This window comes from Streptomyces sp. HUAS TT7, from assembly GCF_051550175.1.
GTDB lineage: Bacteria > Actinomycetota > Actinomycetes > Streptomycetales > Streptomycetaceae > Streptomyces.
Genome location: NZ_CP196175.1, coordinates 3,045,603 through 3,063,271, shown reverse-complemented (window position 1 = coordinate 3,063,271; position 17,669 = coordinate 3,045,603). Strand labels below are relative to the sequence as shown.

The following is a 17,669-nucleotide window of genomic DNA, read 5'->3' as shown; positions in this document are numbered from 1 at the left end:
CCATGTCCGAAGCCCTGTTGACCACCGGGGCGGGCGTCGTCGCGCCAGCCCCCGGCGGTCGTCTGTTCTGGCGGCGGCTGCGCGCCCAGCGCGCGGTCACCGCCGCGGCGGCCGTCTTCGCCCTGCTCGTCCTGGTCGCACTCGCGGCCCCGCTGCTCACCGCCCTGGAGGGCCAGGACCCCAACGCCTTCCATCCCACGCTCGTCGACTCGGCCAGCGGCGGCGTCCCCATCGGCTCGTTCGGCGGGATCGGCGGCGAGCACTGGCTCGGCGTCGAACCGCAGACCGGCCGCGACCTGTTCGCCCGGATCGTCTACGGCGCCCGCGTCTCGCTCGGCGTCGCCTTCGTCGCCACCCTCATCCAGGTCGCGCTCGGCGTCGCCCTCGGCCTGTTCGCCGCGCTCGGCGGCCGCTGGGCCGACCAGATCGTCAGCCGCGTCACCGACGTCGCGGCCGCCCTGCCGATGCTCGTCATCACGCTCGGCCTGCTCGCGGTGGCCCCCGCCTCGATCCCGCGGCCGGTCCTGATCACGCTGATCATCGCCGGGCTCGGCTGGTTCGGCACGTCGAAGATCGTGCGGGCGGGTGCCCTCTCGCTCAAGACGCTCGACCACGTCTCGGCGGCGCGGCTCAGCGGCTGGGGCACCTGGACGATCGCCCGCCGCGAGCTGCTTCCCGCACTCGCCGCACCCGTCATCACGTACGCGGTCCTGCTCGTCCCCACCAACGTGGTGGCCGAGGCGGCGCTGTCCTTCCTCGGCGTCGGCATCAAGCCGCCGACCCCGTCCTGGGGCCAGATGCTCACCGACGCCAACACCTGGTACCAGGCGGCCCCGACGTATCTCCTGCTTCCGGCCGGCCTGCTGTTCATCACGGTCCTCTCGCTGACGGTGATCGGCGAAGGAGTGCGGACGGCCCTTGACCCGAGAGCGGCATCAAGGCTCCGGGTAGGCACCGGCAAGGAGCTCAAGTCCCGTAAGTCGCGTAAGGAGAAGGCAAGTTGACCGGCCTCACGGGCTTTCTGCTGAGGCGGATCGCCGGAGCCGCCTTCGTGCTCCTCGCCCTCTCCGTCATCGTGTACGCCGTGTTCTACGTGGCCCCGGGCAACGTCGCCCAGATCGTCTGCGGCGAACGCTGCTCGCCTCAGCAAGTCGCCCTGGTCCACGACAAGTTGGGGCTCGGTGAGCCGCTGTACCTCCAGTACGGCCACTTCGTCCAGGGCATCTTCGCCGGCCGCGACTTCTCCTCCGGTACGGGAGTGGTGCACTGCTCGGCACCCTGCCTCGGCCAGTCCTACCGCACCGACGAGCAGGTCACCGACCTCATCCTCGGCAAGCTCCCGGTCACGGGCTCGCTGGTGATGGGCGCGTTCGCGCTGTGGCTGCTCATCGGCGTGGGCACCGGGGTCCTTTCCGCGTGGAAGCGCGGCGGAATGACCGAGCGGCTGCTGACCTGGCTGACCCTGGCGGGCACGTCCACGCCGGTGTTCGTCATCGGCCTGCTGCTGATCATCATCCTGTGCTCGACCCTGCAGTGGCTGCCGTTCCCGCAGTACGTCCCGTTCACGGACAACCCGGAACAGTGGTTCTGGGGCCTGCTGCTTCCCTGGTTCTCGCTCGCTCTGATCGAATCGGCCAAGTATGCGCGTCTGACCCGGAGTTCGATGCTGGAGACGCTCGCCGAGGACCATGTGCGGACGTTCCGGGCGTACGGGCTGACCGAGCGGGCCATCGTGGGACGCCATGCGCTGCGCGGCGCGGTCGCCCCGGTCATCGCGCTCAGCGCGCTCGACGCGGGGACCATGTTCGGCAGCGCGGTGCTCACCGAGACGCTGTTCGGCATCCCGGGCATCGGGCAGCAACTCGTGCAGTCGGTGCGCACGGTCGACCTGCCGGTGGTGGTCGGCGTGGTCCTGACCACCGGATTCTTCGTGGTGCTTGCCAATGCGGTCGCGGACGTCCTGTACGCGATGGCGGATCGACGGGTGGTGCTGTCATGACCGAGCTGTTGGTAGAGGTGGCCGACCTCGGCATCTCCTTCGGCGATGTACGGGCCGTCGACGGCCTCTCCTTTACGCTTCAGCCCGGCGGGGCGCTGGGAGTGGTCGGCGAATCCGGCTCGGGCAAGAGCGCGTCGGCGTACGCGCTCCTCGGTCTGCATCGGGGCACGGGGGCGCGGGTCACGGGCGCGATCCGGGTGGCGGGGGTGGATGTGACGGCCGCCTCTGATGCCGAACTCCGTTCCCTGCGCGGAGGGTTGGCCGCGATGGTCTTCCAGGACCCGCTGTCCTCGCTCGACCCGTACTACACGATCGGCGACCAGATCGCGGAGGTGTACCGGGTGCACAAGGGCGGCTCCCGGCGGGCCGCCCGGGCCCGCGCGGTCTCGGTCCTGGACCGGGTGGGCATTCCCGACGCGGCCCGCAGATCCCGCTCCCGCCCGCACGAGTTCAGCGGGGGGATGCGGCAGCGGGCACTCATCGCGATGGCGCTGGCGTGCGAGCCGCGCCTGGTGATCGCGGACGAGCCGACGACGGCGCTCGACGTGACCGTCCAGGCGCAGATCCTGGACCTGCTGCACGACCTGCGCCGCGAGACGGGGCTGGGTCTGGTGCTGGTCACCCATGACGTGGGGGTTGCGGCGGAGAGCGTGGACGAGGTGCTGGTGATGCGGGCGGGGAGGGAGGTGGAGCGGGGGCCGGTGGGGGCGGTCCTTGGGGCTCCGCGGGAGCGGTACACGCGGGTGCTGCTGTCGGCGGTACCGAGGCTTTCCCCCACCCCGCCCCTCCCGACTCCCTGGAGGAGTGCGCCCGGCTGCGACCCGGCGGTGGCACCTGGGGCTCCGCCCCAGACCCCGTCGGCCCCACCCCACCCCTTCCCGAAACCCGCCGGGGGTGTCGTACCAGGCCGCGGCCCGGTGAGTGCTGCTGGGGCTCCGCCCCAGACCCCGTTCGCGCCCGAAAGGCGCTCGTCCTCAAGCGCCGGACGGGCTGGGGGTGCGGGTGAGGGTGGCTCGCAAGGCGTAGGTGCCGGACGGGCTGGGGATGCCGGTGAGGGCGTCAGTGGCTCGCAGGGCGGCGATGCCGGGATGCCCAACCCTGCCAGGGGCGTGGGGAACTGCGCGAGTAACCACGCACGGTCCGCAGCCCAGTCACTCTCAGCCTCTCCGGCGTTTGAGGAGCGGGGGCCCGGGGGCAGCGCCCCCAGCAACCGACCTCAAGCCCACCCACACCCCCGGAGGCCCGCGGCGGAGCCGCTGAGTGTTACAGCGGGAAGGGGTGGGGTGGGGGAGATTCCCGCCGAGGGCGACGTCGTGCTGCAGGCCACCAACCTCCGCCGCACCTTCGGCCGCGGCCGAACCGCCTTCACCGCCGTCGACGGCGTCAGCCTCACCGTCCACCGCGGGGAAACCCTCGGCATCGTCGGCGAGAGCGGGAGCGGGAAGACCACCCTGGGTCGCATGCTGGTCGGGTTGCTCCAGCCCAGCGCCGGGCACGTCACCCGCGTCGGCGACGTCCAGATGGTCTTCCAGGACCCCGTCTCCTCCCTCAACCCCCGCCGGTCCATCGGCGAATCCGTCGCCGACCCTCTGAGGGCGAGGGGGGAGCGCGACGACGGCCGCATCCGGGCAAGGGTCGGCGAGCTGCTCCAGAAGGTGGGGCTCGACCCCGATCGCTACGACAGCTACCCGCACGAGTTCAGTGGCGGCCAGCGCCAGCGCGTAGGGATCGCCCGCGCGCTGGCCGCCGAGCCGACACTCATCGTGTGCGATGAGCCCGTATCCGCGCTCGATGTGACGACACAGGCCCAAGTAACGGCCCTGCTCGGCCAGTTGCAGCGCGAGCTGGGCCTCGCGCTCGTCTTCGTCGCACACGACCTCGCGGTGGTGCGGCAGGTCAGCGACCGGGTCGCCGTCATGCGGCACGGGCGGATCGTGGAGGAGGGCGAGGTCGGCGTCGTGTACGGGGCGCCGAAGGACCCGTACACCCGGCAGCTGCTCGCCGCCGTACCCTCACTGGATCCCGCGCTCGCCGCCATCCGCCGCGCGGCCCGCCGCGAACTGCGCGAGGCATCCCGGGAGGCGGCCCCGGAGGAAGTGGCCGTGGCGTAGCCGTGTGTGACCGACTCGACCCGTAGCGCGACCGAACGCCACCGGGTCGGGAAAGTTACGTGCATTCACCCCTTCTGGTGGCGCGACGGACAACCGTCCGTCGCGCCACCGGCATGACCGCTTACGTTCGTCCCGCTGCGAGTCGCCGTTGCCAACGGTGGCCGCCCACAAGGGAGATCGGGGGTGCGCACATGCGGATCGGACTGCTCACGGATGGCGGTTATCCGTACACGACAGGCGAGTCCAGGCTGTGGTGCGACCGGCTCGTGCGCGGGCTCGCGCGGCACGAGTTCGACATATTCGCGTTGAGCCGGAGTGCTGGGCAGGAGCAACAAGGATTCCTCGCGCTGCCTCCGCATGTGCGTCAGGTGCGTACCGCTTCTCTCTGGGCCGCGCCCGACACCTGTCACACCGGGCGCAGGCGTGCCGAGCGCGGGTACGGGCGGCGCGAACGCCGGGAGTTCGCCCTTCACTTCGGGCGCTTGGCCGCCTCGATCTGCACCGAACGGGCCGACGGTGACGGCTTCGCCGAGGGGTTGTACGGGCTCGCCTCCCTCGCCCGCGAGCACGGCGGGCTCGGTGGCGAGTTCCGTTCCGAGACGGCCGTCCGCATTCTGGAAGCGGCCTGCCGTACCCCCGGTGCGAACCGGGCCGTACAGGCCGCCCGGGTGCCCGACCACCTCGCCTTCGCGAGCCTCCTGGAGCGCGCCCTGCGCCCGCTCTCCCTCGACTGGTACGGCGACGACACGCTCGGCGCGGTCGACCTCTGCCATGCCGCATCCGGCGGCCGAGCCGCTCTGCCCGGGCTGCTGGCCAAACGCTTCTGCGGGGTCCCGCTCCTGGTCACCGAGTACGGCGTCCAGCTCCGCGCCCAGTACCTCGCCAACGCCCAACTCTCCGTCCCCGTAAGGGCGTTGCAGGCGGGCTTCCAGCGCCGGCTCGCCGCAGAGGTGTACGCGCAGGCCGAGCTCATCACCCCCGGCAACACCCACACCCGCCGCTGGCAGGAGCGCTGCGGAGCCGACCGCGCCAAGCTGCGCACCGTCTACCCCGGCATGTCCGCCGACCGGTTCCACGCGGTGGGGGAGGGTGCGTACGAGGGCGAGCCCCACACCCTGGTGTGGGTCGGGCGGATCGAGCCCGCCAAGGACCTCATCGCGCTCCTCCACGCGTTCGCCGAGGTCCGCAAGGCCGAACCCGAGGCGCGGCTGCGCCTGATCGCGGCGCCCGCCGAGGGCGCGGAGGCCGTCACCTATCTCGCGCACTGCCGGGCGCTCGCCGCCCAGCTCTTCCCCGACGAGGCCGCCGACGCCCACGCGGTCGGCGACAACCCCGTCTCGTTCGAGGAGATCGGCGGCCCCGAGGCGCCCGAACTCGCCGACGCGTACGCCGCCGGAAGCGTCGTCGTGCTGTCCAGCGTCGTCGAGGGCTTCCCCATCAGCCTCGTCGAGGCCATGTTCTGCGGCCGGGCCACCGTCTCCACCGACACCGGCGCGGTCGTCGAAGTCATCGGCGGTACGGGCCTGGTGGTGCCGCCGCGCAACCCGCGCGCGCTCGCCGATGCCTGCGTGGCGCTCCTCGGCGACCCCGAACGGCGCTCGCGCCTGGGCGCCGCCGCCCGTGCCCGCGCGCTCGAACTGTTCACCGTCGAGCAGAACCTCGCGGCATTTCGCGGCATTTACCTGGAGCTCATGTCGCACAACCCGGTCCGCCGCGAGAGCGCCGACGACTTGGTCGCCCCGCAGCCCTTCGCGCACCCCGCGGAAGCCCATGTGCCGGGCCGCTGGGCGGCCCCGACCGCGGCTCGTATGCCGTCCAACTCCGGCTCCAAATCACCGAGTTGGGCTGGCAGCCCCATCGCGGTCATGCTTCAGCAACGCCTCGACGCCGAAGCGGAAGGGGCGGGCGCGTGACCGACATCCCTTCCGCCCCGGCCGCCGGCGCCGCCTGGGGCGCCCGGTCCAAGGACGCCCTCGCCCCGACGCCCGCCCAGAGCGGCACGGGCCGCACCGCCACCCCCCGGCGCGGCCCCGCCGACCCCGTCAGAGCCCTCATGCACCGCCACCGCGAACTCTGCGAGCGGGCCGTCGACCCGCTGGAGATCGCGGCAGGCCTAGAGGCGCACGGCGTCACCGACCGAACCGCCGCCCGCTTCCGCCACCGCGACGTCTTCTCGCTCGCCGAAGAGCTCTACGCCCGCGTGCCCCGCGACACCGAAACAACGTCCGCAGCAAGGGAGTCGGCCCCGCAGTCCGTCGGCTGGGCGCTGTGGGGGCTGCTGCCCGGCGTCGTCTGCGCGCTCGCCGTCGAGGGCGTCCAGCTCACCGCCGGCGGGATCCGGCTCGTGGCAGGGGCGGTCGGCGCGGCCGCCCTCGTCGTCGCGCTCACCCTGACCCTGCGGCGCGGCCCCCTGCGCGCCGGCCCCCGCCCCCGACCTGTCGCCCGCCTCTGCGCCGCCTGGCTCATGGCGTACGCGATCGGCGGCGACGGGCTGCTCGCCGAGGCCGTGCGCGGCGGCCCCGACGGAGGCTGGCCGCTCGACCCGGCGGCCGCCACCGGCCTCGCCTTTGCCGTGGCCCCCGCGATGTGGTGCGCGCACCTCTTCTCCGTACAGGCCCGCCGGAAGCTCGAATCCAGCCGGGGCCTCGTCGAGTTCGCCGGGCGCTCCCGCCCGCTGCTGCTCGCGACCGTGGCCCTGTTCCTCGTCGGCCTCGCCACATGCCTGACGGTCGCTCAACTCGCTTACGGAACCGATGCGTTCGCGGCCGCTGCCGCGCTCGGAGTGCTGCTCTGGCTCGCCCGGCTGCTCGCCGCGCACGGCTTCGACGGGGCGACCAAGGTGCTCGCTGCCGCTGCGGTCGCCGAACTGCTCGCGCTCGCCTGCGTGTTCGCCGGGCGGCTGCCCGGCTGCGCCGCCCTCGGCCGCCCCGTCGAAGCCGTAGTGCAGACCTGGGGCGCCGGGGCGCTGCCCGCCGCCGTGTGCGGCGCCGCCGCCCTCGCCCTGCTCGCCCGAGCCGCCGCCGTGCTGGCCCGCGCCTCGGCCCACTGTGACCAGTGAGGCGCCCGACGACCGACGCGCCCACCCCACCGAAGCGCCGCGATCGCCCGACCCCTCACGGAGCGGGCGAGGCGGCATTGAAGGAGAACGACAACATGACCGCCCTGCCACCGGCCTCCCGCCGCCCGCACGGAAGGACCGTGCGATGAGGGTGCTGCTGCTCGGAGCCAACGGATACCTCGGCCGGTTCGTCGCCGACCGCCTGCTCGCCGACCCCGCCGTGCAGCTCACCGCCCTCGGGCGCGGCGACGACGCGGACGTACGGTTCGACCTCGCCACAGGCAGCCCGGGAGCCCTCACCCGCTTCCTCGACGCCGTGCACCCCGGGGTCGTCGTCAACTGCGCCGGGGCCACCCGAGGCGGCGCCCGCGAGCTGACCCGGCACAACACCGTCGCCGTCGCCACCGTCTGCGAGGCGCTGCGGCGCAGCGGCTGCGGCGCCCGCCTCGTCCAGATCGGCTGCGCCTCGGAGTACGGGCCCTCGCAGCCCGGGTCCTCCACCGCCGAAGACGCGGTGCCGCGCCCCGGCGGGCCGTACGGCGTCTCCAAGCTCGCCGCGACCGAACTCGTCCTCGGCTCGGGCCTCGACGCGATCGTGCTGCGCGTCTTCTCGCCCGTCGGCCCCGGCACCCCCGCCGGCTCGCCGCTCGGGCGCCTCGCCGAGGCGATGCGGCGGGCCATGCAGTCCGGCGACGGCGAGCTGAAGCTCGGCGGGCTCGGCGTGCAGCGGGACTTCGTGGACGTACGCGATGTGGCGCGGGCCGTACACGCCGCCTCGCTCTCCGCCGCCCAAGGCGTGGTCAACATCGGCACCGGACGCTCGGTGAAGCTCCGCGACGCGGCCGCCGTCCTGGCCAGGGTCGCCGGCTACGCGGGCACCCTGCACGAACTCGACGGGCCGCCCGTCATGCGCCCCGGCCTCATCGGCTCCCCGCGCTCCGGCGAGGCCGCGCTCGAACACCTCGCCACGCCCGCCCCGTACCCCGACGGCTGCGGCAGCTGGCAGCAGGCCGACGTGCGCACCGCCCGCGACCGGCTCGGCTGGCGGCCCCGGATCAACCTGGAGGAATCCCTCGCCGACATCTGGATGGAGGCGGCATGCCGAATCTGACCCGGCTCCTCGGGCAGCGCGCGGCGACCGGCGCCGACCGGCTCGGCCTCGGCGTCCCCGGCTACGCCCACCCGCTCGTCGCCCCCGTCGAATGGGCCGAACTCACCCGCCCCGGAACGCCGTTGCACTGGGCCGTGCTCAATGTGTCCGGCGGCACCCCCGGCGGCCCCGGCAGCCGGCCCGACCCGCACTGCCTCGAAGCGGTCGGCAAACTGCGCAACGCGGGCATCCGGGTGCTCGGCCACGTCGACACGGCGTACGGCAGCCGCCCCTTCGGCGAGCAGATCTCCGAGGCGCACCGCTACCTCGACTGGTACCGGGTCGAAGGCTTCCTGCTCGACCGCTGTCCCACAGAGCGAGACGCGCTTCCCGAAATGCGGCGTACCGCCGACACGCTGCGGGCTCTGCGCGACGGCGCCCACCTGGTCTTCGGGCACGGGACGCACCCGTACCCCGGCTACGCGGAAGCCGCCGACCAGCTGATCACGTACACCGGCCCGTGGACCGACTACCGCTGGTCGCAGGTAGCCGAATGGACCGCCGACTACCCGTCGGAGCGCTTCTGCCACCTGGTGCACGGGGTGCCCAGAACGCATCTGGAGGAGGCGCTGCGGATCGCCCGCTGGCAGGGCGCGGGCACGATCTACTTCACGGACCGCGTCGACCGCTCCGGCCGGGAAAACGGTCATATCGACCCATTCGAGACCCTGCCCGGCTACTGGGACGAAATCGTCTCGCGGATCGGACCGGGTATCTCGGAATGAGGGGGCGCGTGGCAGTGTTACGGAGAGAACAACCGTACTGAGTTACCGACCGACGGAGTTTCCGTGTCGCTGCCACCCCTGGTCGAGCCAGCAGCTGAGCTCACCGTAGACGAGGTCCGCAGGTATTCGCGCCACCTGATCATCCCCGACGTCGGGATGGACGGGCAGAAGCGGCTGAAGAACGCGAAGGTGCTCGCCGTGGGCGCCGGCGGTCTCGGCTCCCCGGCCCTGATGTACCTGGCCGCAGCCGGTGTCGGCACGCTCGGCATCGTGGAGTTCGACGAGGTCGACGAGTCGAACCTCCAGCGTCAGATCATCCACAGCCAGGCCGACATCGGCCGCTCCAAGGCGGAGTCCGCGCGCGACTCCGTCCTCGGCATCAACCCGTACGTGAACGTCGTCCTGCACGAAGAGCGGCTCGAAGCCGAGAACGTGATGGACATCTTCAGCCAGTACGACCTGATCGTCGACGGCACGGACAACTTCGCGACGCGTTACCTGGTGAACGACGCGTGCGTGCTCCTGAACAAGCCGTACGTCTGGGGCTCGATCTACCGCTTCGACGGCCAGGCCTCGGTCTTCTGGTCCGAGCACGGCCCCTGCTACCGCTGCCTCTACCCGGAGCCCCCGCCGCCGGGCATGGTCCCGAGCTGCGCCGAGGGCGGCGTGCTGGGCGTCCTTTGCGCGTCGATCGGCTCGATCCAGGTGACCGAGGCGATCAAGGTCCTCACGGGTGTCGGCGAGCCGCTGGTCGGCCGCCTGATGATCTACGACGCCCTGGAGATGCAGTACCGCCAGGTCAAGGTCCGCAAGGACCCCGACTGCGCGGTCTGCGGCCCCAACGCGACGGTCACCGAGCTCATCGACTACGAGGCCTTCTGCGGCGTCGTGTCCGAGGAGGCCCAGGAAGCGGCCATGGGCTCGACGATCACTCCCAAGCAGCTCAAGGAGTGGATCGACGCGGACGAGAAGATCGAGATCATCGACGTCCGCGAGCCGAACGAGTACGAGATCGTCTCGATCCCGGGCGCCAAGCTGATCCCGAAGAACGAGTTCCTGATGGGCACGGCCCTTGAGTCGCTGCCCCAGGACAAGCGCATCGTCCTGCACTGCAAGACGGGCGTCCGCTCGGCGGAGGTCCTCGCGGTCCTCAAGGCGGCGGGGTTCGCCGACGCGGTGCACGTGGGCGGCGGCGTGATCGGCTGGGTCAACCAGATCGAGCCGGAGAAGCCGATCTACTAAGCGCCGGGTACTTCGACTGCGGGCCGTCGTGGGCTGGTCGCGCCCACGCGGCGGAGCCGCACATGTCACAGCCCCGCGCCCCTGAAGGCCAATGGGGCCGGCCCGCACTTCTCGTGCGGTCGGCCCCATTGCCATGCTGCGGTACCGCATTCTGCTAGGGGCGCGGGGAACTGGGCGACCAGCCACAGACGGCCCGCAGTCAAACGCACTCCAAAGCGGCGGCGGCGCCGGGCTACTGGCAAACAGCCCCCGCAGAGGGCACCTTTCCTTCCAAGAGGTAAGCGTTCACAGCCTCCTGCACACACTTGTTGCCGCTGTTGTACGCCCCGTGCCCCTGCCCCTTGTAGGTGAGCTCGACGCCGACCCCGGGCCCCAGCTTGTCCACCATGTTCCGGGCTCCCGCGTACGGCGTCGCGGGATCCCCCGTGTTGCCGATGACCACGATGGGGGCGGCGCCCGGTGCGCTCACGTCGGGAGTGGTCCACTGGCCGGCGACCGGCCACTCGGTGCAGCCCATGAGGCCCCAGGCCATGAAGTCGCCGAAGACGGGCGATGCCTTGCGGAACTCGGGGAGTTTGGCCTTCGTTTGGTCCACTGAGTAACGCTCTTTGAAATCAGCACAGTTGATGGCCGCGTTGGCGGCCTGGATGTTGCTGTACGTGCCGTCCTTGGCGCGCCCGTTCATGGCGTCGGACAGGGCGAGGAGCAGCGCGCCCTGGCCGCCCTCCGCCTCGTCGACGCCCTGTTCGAGGAGCTGCCAGTACTCCTTGGAGTACAGGGCCTGGGCGATGCCGTTGGTGGCCTGGGTCTGGGTGAGCTGTCGGCCGCTGTTGCCGGCCGGGATGGGCTTCGTCTTGAGCTGGGCGAGCAGCTTGACGATGACGTCCTCGACCTCCCGCACGTTCGCGCCGCGCAGGAGGCACTTGTCGCCGCGGTTCACGCAGTCCTGCGCGAAGTTGTCGAGGGCGAGCTGGAAGCCCTTGGCCTGGCCGATCGCGCTCTGCTCGACGTCGTTGGTGGGGTCGACGACGGCGTCGAGGACGGCCCGCCCGACGTTCTTCGGGAACAGATGGGCGTAGACGCCGCCGAGCTCGGTCCCGTACGAGATCCCCATGTAGTACAGCTTCTGGTCGCCGAGGACCTGGCGCAGCAGGTCCATGTCGCGGGCGGCCTCCGTGGTGCCGACGTGGGGGAGGACCTTGCCGGAGTTGTCCTGGCAGGCGGTGGCGAACGACTTGAGGCCCTCGACGTACGCCTCCTCCTTGGAGACGTCGTCGGGAGTGGCGTCCTGGGCGAAGTACTTGTCGAGCTGGGAGTCGTTCTCGCACTGCACGGGCGCGCTCGCGCCGACCCCGCGCGGGTCGAAGCTGACCAGGTCGTAGCGGCCGCGCAGCCCCTCGTAGTCCTTGGCCGCGGCGGGCAGGGTGGACACGCCGGAGCCGCCCGGGCCGCCGAAGTTGAAGACGAGCGAGCCGATGCGGTTCGCCTTGTCGGTGGCCTCGGTACGGATGAGGGCGAGGTCGAGGGTGCCGGCCTTGGGGTTCGCGTAGTCCAGCGGCACCTTCATGGTGGCGCACTCCCACTGCGCGCCGCCGGGCAGCGGGGAGGGCGCGGTGCCGGTGCCCTCGGCCGCGGTGGGCGCGGAGCACGCCTTCCAGTCCAGCTTCTGGGTGGCGAGCTCGGCAGGGTCGGCGGTGCCCGAGGTGAGCCCGCCCTCGTCCTTGGCCCCGCTGGAACAGCCGACGGTGGCGAGCAGTACGGCGGCGGCGCTGAGCGCGGCGGTCAGGGTCCGCTTGCGCGGGGCGCGGTGGTGTTCCATCTCCCCATCCTGCGTCGGGAACCGGGGGAGCGCGCGAGTGGGGCGGCCCATCAGGGTGGCACCCCGCCCGGCTCCGCCCGGTCGCCGGCTTGCTCAGCCCGGAACGCCCGCCCGATCGAGCACCCGCTCGGCCGCCGCCAGCCCCGTCGCCACGCACGCCGCTATCCCCACGCCCTCGTACGCCGCGCCGCACACCTCAAGGCCGGGCAGACCGGCGACGTCGTGGCGGATGCGAGCCAGGCGGGTGGCGTGGCCCACCGTGTACTGGGGGAGGCCGCGGTCCCAGCGGGTGACGCGGGCCGCGACGGGCTCGCCGATCGCGCCCACCGCGCGGTGCAGGTCGTTCAGGGCGGTGCGGACGAGGTGGCGGTCCGGGCGGTCCAGGAGGTGCTCCTCGCCGTTCCGGCCGATGGAGGCGCGCAGCAGGAAGAGTTCGGGGGCCGCGTTCGCCTGCCAGCCCCACTTGTTGGAGAGGAACGTCGCCGCCTTCACGGTGTGCCCGTCCACGGGCGGCACGAGGAATCCGTTGCCGGACGGCAGCCCGCCGAGCCCGGCCCGGTCGCGGGCGAACGCCATCGTCACCACGGCCGTGCTCGCGTAAGGGATCGCCGACAGCTCGGAGTGGGCGGCCGGCGCGTGCGGGCCGAGGAGCGCTGCCGCCGCGAAGGCGGGCACCGCGAGGATCACGGCATCGGCGCTGAGCAGCAGCGGGCCGTCGGCGGTGGCCGCCTGGACCCGCCAGCCCCCGGATGCCGTGCGCTCCAGGGCTCGTACGGTCGTGCCGGTCAGGATGCGCGCGCCGCAGGCCCGCGCGACGGCGAGCGGCAGTCGGCCGGTGCCGCCCTCGACGCCGCGTACGAAGGAACCCTTGGGGCGGGGGCGGCCGTGCAGGGCGGCCAGGAGTGGCTGGCCGCGCCCGGCAATGCCCGCGACGCCCGGCATCGCCGAGCGCAGGGACAGATGGTCGGTGCTGCCCGCGTACACGCCGCCGAGCAGCGGTTCCACCAGGCGGTCCACCGCCTCCCGGCCGATCCGTTCGGCGAGATAGGTGGAGATCGCGACGTCCTCGGTGACGGGGGAGGCCGGGAGGGACGGCTCCTCGCGCAGGCGGGCCAGGCCCTGTTCCGACAGGAGACCGGTCCCGGCGAGGGCCTCCGGGTCGGACGGGATGCCGAGCACATGGCCGGCGGGCATCGGGCGCAGCGCGCCCCGCGTCCACACGGTCACCGGCGCTGGTGCGGGGTCCGCCAGCGCCCGGCCGAGCCCGACCGCCTCGGCGAGGTCGACCGCCTCGGGCCGCAGCGCCATCAGGGACTCGGCGCCCTCGTCGACGGCCACCCCGGCGAGCGTGCCGGTACGCAGCTTGCCGCCGACCCGGGCCTCGCTCTCCAGGACCGTGACCTCGGCCCGGCCGCGCAGTTGCCAGGCGGCGGCGAGGCCACTGATGCCTCCGCCGATGACGATGACCGAACGCTTCGATGTCATGGGGCCAGCTCTCGGAGGTCGTCCTGATAGGGGAAGCTGCCGGGCTCGTACGCACACCACGGGTCGGCGGCGAGCACATCGCCGGTCAGCCCGTACGCCCGTGAACGCGAGCCCCCGCAGACGGAGTTGAACTCGCAGCGCCCGCACTTGCCGCGCAGCAGCCCGGGGTCGCGGAGCGTCGCGAACAGGGCCGAGCCGCGGTAGATGTCGGCCAGCGGATGGTGCTTCACATTGCCTGCCGAGACGGGCAGGAAGCCGCTGGGGTGCACCTCGCCGGTGTGGGAGACGAAGACGAAGCCCCGGCCCGAGGACACGTCCATCGGCGGTCTGCGCACCGGTCGGCCCTCCCCTTCGAAGAAGCCCAACTGACTTGCCCGTGCGGTGAGCTGGCGGTGCAGCGGGCCGGGCTCCGGCGCTTCGCCGCGCCGGGCCAGGATCGCGCGCTGCAGGGCGACGCGGCGGAAGTGGTGGCCCTCCGTCGTCTTCGTGGCGATGACCGAGCCGCAGTCGTGCAGGAAGTGCAGCACGTCCTCGATCTCGTCCGGGGCCGGCGCCTCCAGGCCCGCGCCGCGGCCGGTCGGCACCAGGACGAAACCCGACCAGAGCATCGCGCCCTCGCGCTTGACCAGGGCCGCGATGTCGGCGAGGTCGGGCAGGCCGGCGCGGGTCACGGTGGTGTTGATCTGCACCTTGAGGCCGAGCTCGTGGGCCGTGCGCCAGCCGTCCAGGGTCCAGTCGAAGACCCCGTCGACACCCCGGAACGCGTCGTGCCGGGCCGCGGTCGAGCCGTCGAGCGACAGGGAGATCGCCACGGCGCCCGCGTTCCGCACCGCCGTGAGGTTCGTGCGGGTCAGGGTCGGTGTGCCGGAGGGCGACACCGCGACCCGCAGTCCGAGTGAAGTCCCGTACGCCACAAGCTCGTTGAGGTCGGCGCGCTGGAACGGGTCGCCGCCGGTGATCACGAACAGTGGGCCGGGCTTCCCGAACGCGGCGATCTGGTCCATCAGGCGCCGGGCGTCCCCCCCGTCGAGTTCGCCCGGGTCGCGGTCCGGCCGCGCCTCGGCGCGGCAGTGCAGACAGGCGAGCGGGCAGGCCCGGGTGGCCTCCCAGATGACGATGAAGGGGCGCTCCGCCACGGCGTGCCGGGGCCTGCGTACGAGGGTGCGCCCGCTCATCGCACCCGCTCCCAGCCGCGCCGCGCCGGCCGGTTGGCGGTCAGCTTCGGGTCGCGGCGCCGGTAGACGACGTACGGGCGGAACAGGTACTGCACCGGCGCGCTGAACATGTGGACCAGGCGCGAGTACGGGATCAGGGCGAACAGCGTGAAGCCGAACAGGATGTGCAGCTGGAAGGCGAGCGGGGCCGCCCCCATCAGGTGATAGTCCGGCTGGAAGGCGAACAGCGAGCGGAACCAGATCGAGATGCCCTCGCGGTAGTTGTAATCGCCGGTGGCGCCCGTGGAGTTGAGGATCGTCGCCGTCAGGCCGAGCAGCATCGCGCCGAGCAGGAACGTGTACATCAGGTGGTCACTGCGCAGCGTCGCCCTGCGCACCGCCGGGACCTTGAAGCGGCGGAAGACCAGGAGAGCGATGCCGGCCGCCGCCGCGACGCCCGCGACCGCGCCCGTCGACACGGCGAGCAGGTGGTAGGTGTGGTCGCTGACGCCGACGGCGTCCGTCCAGCTCCGCGGGATCACCAGGCCCACCACGTGACCGAGTACGACGAAGAGCATCCCGAAGTGGAAGAGCGGCGAGCCGATGCGGAGCAGTCGCGACTCGTGGACCTGGGTGGAGTGGGTGGTCCAGCCGAACCGGTCGTAGCGGGCCCGCCAGAAGGTGCCCGCGACCAGCAGCGCGATCGAGACGTAGGGCAGCACGCCCCACAGGAGCAGGTCCATCAGGATGCCTTCCTCTCGGGGAAGCCGGGCCAGGGGAGTTCGACGCCCGGCCCGAACGGCTCAAGGCCCACGGCCTCGCGCGGCGGGCCCGCCGCGGCCAGCGCCTTCGCCTCGGCCTTGGTCGTGGGCGAGGCACCGGGCAGGGTCGCGCAGACCGCTTCGAGGACGTCGGCGTACGGGGTGCCGGTCTCGGTCAGGGCGAGCCGCAGCAGTTCGAGGCCCGCGCGGTGCTCCTGGAGCAGCTCGGTGCCGGACTCCTCGTGGCGTCCGGCGAATTCGAGTGCGGCCGGAAGGAAGTCGGGGAGCTCCTCGTGGCTGAACTCCAGGCCGTGGTCGCGGTAGATCCGCTTGATCCGGACGAGCGAGAGGCCGCGGCGCCGGGTGTCGCCGTCGGTCCACCAGGTCAGATAGAGGCAGCGGCGGTTGCGGGTGTCGAACGTCGACGTGTAGTGCGCGGCCAGGTCCAGCGGATCGGTGGCCTCCGCGATGTCCACGAAGGACTGGAGTCGCTCGGCGGCGGAGCCCGGGAATTCCCTCAACACCTCGCGCAGTAGCGGAAGTTGGCTGTAGAAGGCCTCGTCGGGGTAGTGCAGGCAGCGGGCCGCGACCAGGCGCAGGACGGCTGAGCCCTCGGGGTTCATGCGCTCCTCCGGGTCGGGGAGAGGTTCAGCAGGACACGGCCCGGGGCGACTTCGCCGACCGGGCAGGTGTCGTCGAGCGGGTGGGCCTCGGCGAGGGCGTCGGCGTCGGCGCGGGCCGCGCTCGGCACCACGTACCGGTCCTCGTACTTGGCGATCGCGAGCAGCCGGAACAGGTCCTCCATCTCGGTGCCGGTAAGCCCCACGGCCGCGGCGATGGACTCGTCCCGAGGTTCGCCGAGGTTGACGCGCCGCATGTACGAGCGCATCGCGGCAATCCGGCGCAGGACCGCCTCCACGGGGTAGGTGTCGCCCGCCGTGAGCAGCTCGGCCAGGTACTCCACCGGGATCCGCATCGCGTCGATCGCGCCGAACAGGTTCCCGGCGTCCTCGCCGTCGTGGCCGCTCGCGGCGACCGCCTCGACGACCGGCGACAGTGGCGGCACGTACCAGACCATCGGCATCGTGCGGTACTCCGGATGCAGCGGAAGGGCGACCTGGTAGGTGGCGATCAGGTCGTACACGGGGGAGCGGCGGGCCGCCTCGATCCACTCGTGGGTGATGCCCGAGGCCTTCGCGGCGGCGACGACGGCCGGGTCGTCCGGGTCGAGGAAGCACTCCAACTGGCCTGGATACAGGTCGTGTTCGTCCTCGACGGCCGCCGCATCGGCCACCTTGTCGGCGTCGTACAGCATCACGCCGAGGTAGCGCATGCGGCCGACGCAGGTTTCCGAGCACACGGTCGGCAGGCCCACCTCGATGCGCGGGAAGCAGAAGGTGCACTTCTCGGCCTTGCCGGTGGAGTGGTTGAAGTAGACCTTCTTGTACGGGCAGCCCGTCACGCACATCCGCCAGCCGCGGCAGTCGTCCTGGTCGACCAGGACGATGCCGTCCTCCTCGCGCTTGTACATCGCGCCGGACGGGCACGACGAGACACACGCGGGGTTGAGGCAGTGCTCGCAGACGCGGGGCAGGTAGAACATGAAGCTCTGCTCGAACTCGAAGCGGATCTTCTCGCCGACCTCGTCGCGGACCTTCTCGACGATGGGGTCGAGCGGGGCGTTCTGGGGCGCGCCGCCCAGGTTGTCGTCCCAGTTCGGGCCCCACTCGATCTTGTCGACGGGCTCGCCGGTCAGGCTGGACACGGGTCGCGCGACGGGCAGGTCGTCGCCCGCGGGGGCGTCGATCAGGTTCTTGTACTCGTACGTCCAGGGCTGGTAGTAGTCGTCGATCTGGGGGAGTTCGGGGTTGGCGAAGACCTGGCCGAGGCGCTTGAGGCGGCCGCCCGCGCGAAGCCGCAGCTTGCCGGAGCGGGTGCGTTCCCAGCCGCCCTTCCACCTGTCCTGGTCCTCCCAGCGGCGCGGGTAGCCCTGGCCGGGGAGGGTCTCGACGTTGTTGAACCAGACGTACTCGGTGCCCTGCCGGTTGGTCCACGCCTGCTTGCAGGTGACCGAGCAGGTGTGGCAGCCGATGCACTTGTCGAGGTTCATGACCATCGCGACCTGTGCCATGACGCGTCCGATGGTCGCTTCGCGACGGGGCATG

At 72.2% G+C, this 17,669-nt stretch carries 14 protein-coding genes; 8 read left to right on the top strand and 6 right to left on the bottom strand.

Features of this window, described 5'->3' with window-relative positions; genetic code table 11:
- Positions 1 to 2 precede the first annotated feature (2 nt).
- From ACSHXC_RS13555 to moeZ, 8 genes are all read left to right on the top strand, one after another.
- The gene (locus ACSHXC_RS13555) at positions 3 to 1,004 is read left to right on the top strand and encodes an ABC transporter permease (protein ID WP_438291827.1); all 1,002 of its coding nucleotides are present in this window, start codon (positions 3 to 5) and stop codon (positions 1,002 to 1,004) included.
- Complete coding sequence (locus ACSHXC_RS13550; RefSeq protein ID WP_438291826.1) at positions 1,001 to 1,999, top strand: ABC transporter permease; 999 nt, start codon at positions 1,001 to 1,003, stop codon at positions 1,997 to 1,999. Before ACSHXC_RS13555 ends, ACSHXC_RS13550 begins: the two co-directional genes overlap by 4 nt.
- Positions 1,996 to 4,110, top strand: coding sequence for a dipeptide ABC transporter ATP-binding protein (locus ACSHXC_RS13545; RefSeq protein WP_438291824.1), 2,115 nt, complete (start codon positions 1,996 to 1,998; stop codon positions 4,108 to 4,110). The genes ACSHXC_RS13550 and ACSHXC_RS13545 overlap by 4 nt, the downstream gene beginning before the upstream one ends.
- A gap of 191 nt (positions 4,111 to 4,301) precedes the next feature.
- Positions 4,302 to 6,023, top strand: coding sequence for a DUF3492 domain-containing protein (locus ACSHXC_RS13540; protein WP_438291823.1), 1,722 nt, complete (start codon positions 4,302 to 4,304; stop codon positions 6,021 to 6,023).
- Positions 6,020 to 7,168 (top strand): hypothetical protein, encoded by a 1,149-nt coding sequence (locus ACSHXC_RS13535; protein WP_438291822.1) that lies wholly within the window; start codon positions 6,020 to 6,022, stop codon positions 7,166 to 7,168. The genes ACSHXC_RS13540 and ACSHXC_RS13535 overlap by 4 nt, the downstream gene beginning before the upstream one ends.
- Positions 7,169 to 7,313: 145 nt before the next feature.
- Positions 7,314 to 8,279 carry an NAD-dependent epimerase/dehydratase family protein gene (locus ACSHXC_RS13530; protein WP_189962756.1) on the top strand — a complete coding sequence of 322 codons (966 nt, stop codon included), beginning with the start codon at positions 7,314 to 7,316 and terminating at the stop codon, positions 8,277 to 8,279.
- Positions 8,267 to 9,043 (top strand): spherulation-specific family 4 protein, encoded by a 777-nt coding sequence (locus ACSHXC_RS13525; RefSeq protein ID WP_438291821.1) that lies wholly within the window; start codon positions 8,267 to 8,269, stop codon positions 9,041 to 9,043. The genes ACSHXC_RS13530 and ACSHXC_RS13525 overlap by 13 nt, the downstream gene beginning before the upstream one ends.
- A 63-nt stretch (positions 9,044 to 9,106) precedes the next feature.
- Entirely contained in the window at positions 9,107 to 10,285 is a 1,179-nt protein-coding gene (gene moeZ / locus ACSHXC_RS13520) for an adenylyltransferase/sulfurtransferase MoeZ (RefSeq protein ID WP_386106588.1), read from the top strand.
- A gap of 232 nt (positions 10,286 to 10,517) precedes the next feature.
- Here the strand turns inward: moeZ and ACSHXC_RS13515 are convergent, their stop codons facing one another.
- The 6 genes from ACSHXC_RS13515 to narH form a co-directional block, all read right to left on the bottom strand.
- Positions 10,518 to 12,104, bottom strand: a complete 1,587-nt coding sequence (locus ACSHXC_RS13515; protein WP_438291819.1) for an alpha/beta hydrolase — start codon at positions 12,102 to 12,104, stop codon at positions 10,518 to 10,520.
- A gap of 93 nt (positions 12,105 to 12,197) precedes the next feature.
- Complete coding sequence (hemG, locus tag ACSHXC_RS13510; RefSeq protein WP_438291818.1) at positions 12,198 to 13,589, bottom strand: protoporphyrinogen oxidase; 1,392 nt, start codon at positions 13,587 to 13,589, stop codon at positions 12,198 to 12,200.
- Positions 13,586 to 14,764, bottom strand: coding sequence for a TIGR04053 family radical SAM/SPASM domain-containing protein (locus ACSHXC_RS13505; RefSeq protein WP_438291817.1), 1,179 nt, complete (start codon positions 14,762 to 14,764; stop codon positions 13,586 to 13,588). The genes hemG and ACSHXC_RS13505 overlap by 4 nt, the downstream gene beginning before the upstream one ends.
- The gene (gene narI / locus ACSHXC_RS13500) at positions 14,761 to 15,486 is read right to left on the bottom strand and encodes a respiratory nitrate reductase subunit gamma (RefSeq protein WP_438291816.1); all 726 of its coding nucleotides are present in this window, start codon (positions 15,484 to 15,486) and stop codon (positions 14,761 to 14,763) included. The genes ACSHXC_RS13505 and narI overlap by 4 nt, the downstream gene beginning before the upstream one ends.
- Complete coding sequence (gene narJ, locus ACSHXC_RS13495; protein WP_438291815.1) at positions 15,486 to 16,127, bottom strand: nitrate reductase molybdenum cofactor assembly chaperone; 642 nt, start codon at positions 16,125 to 16,127, stop codon at positions 15,486 to 15,488. Before narJ ends, narI begins: the two co-directional genes overlap by 1 nt.
- A complete protein-coding gene (gene narH, locus ACSHXC_RS13490) occupies positions 16,124 to 17,668 on the bottom strand; it encodes a nitrate reductase subunit beta (protein WP_438291814.1) in 1,545 nt (514 codons plus the stop codon). Before narH ends, narJ begins: the two co-directional genes overlap by 4 nt.
- Position 17,669: the final 1 nt, after the last annotated feature.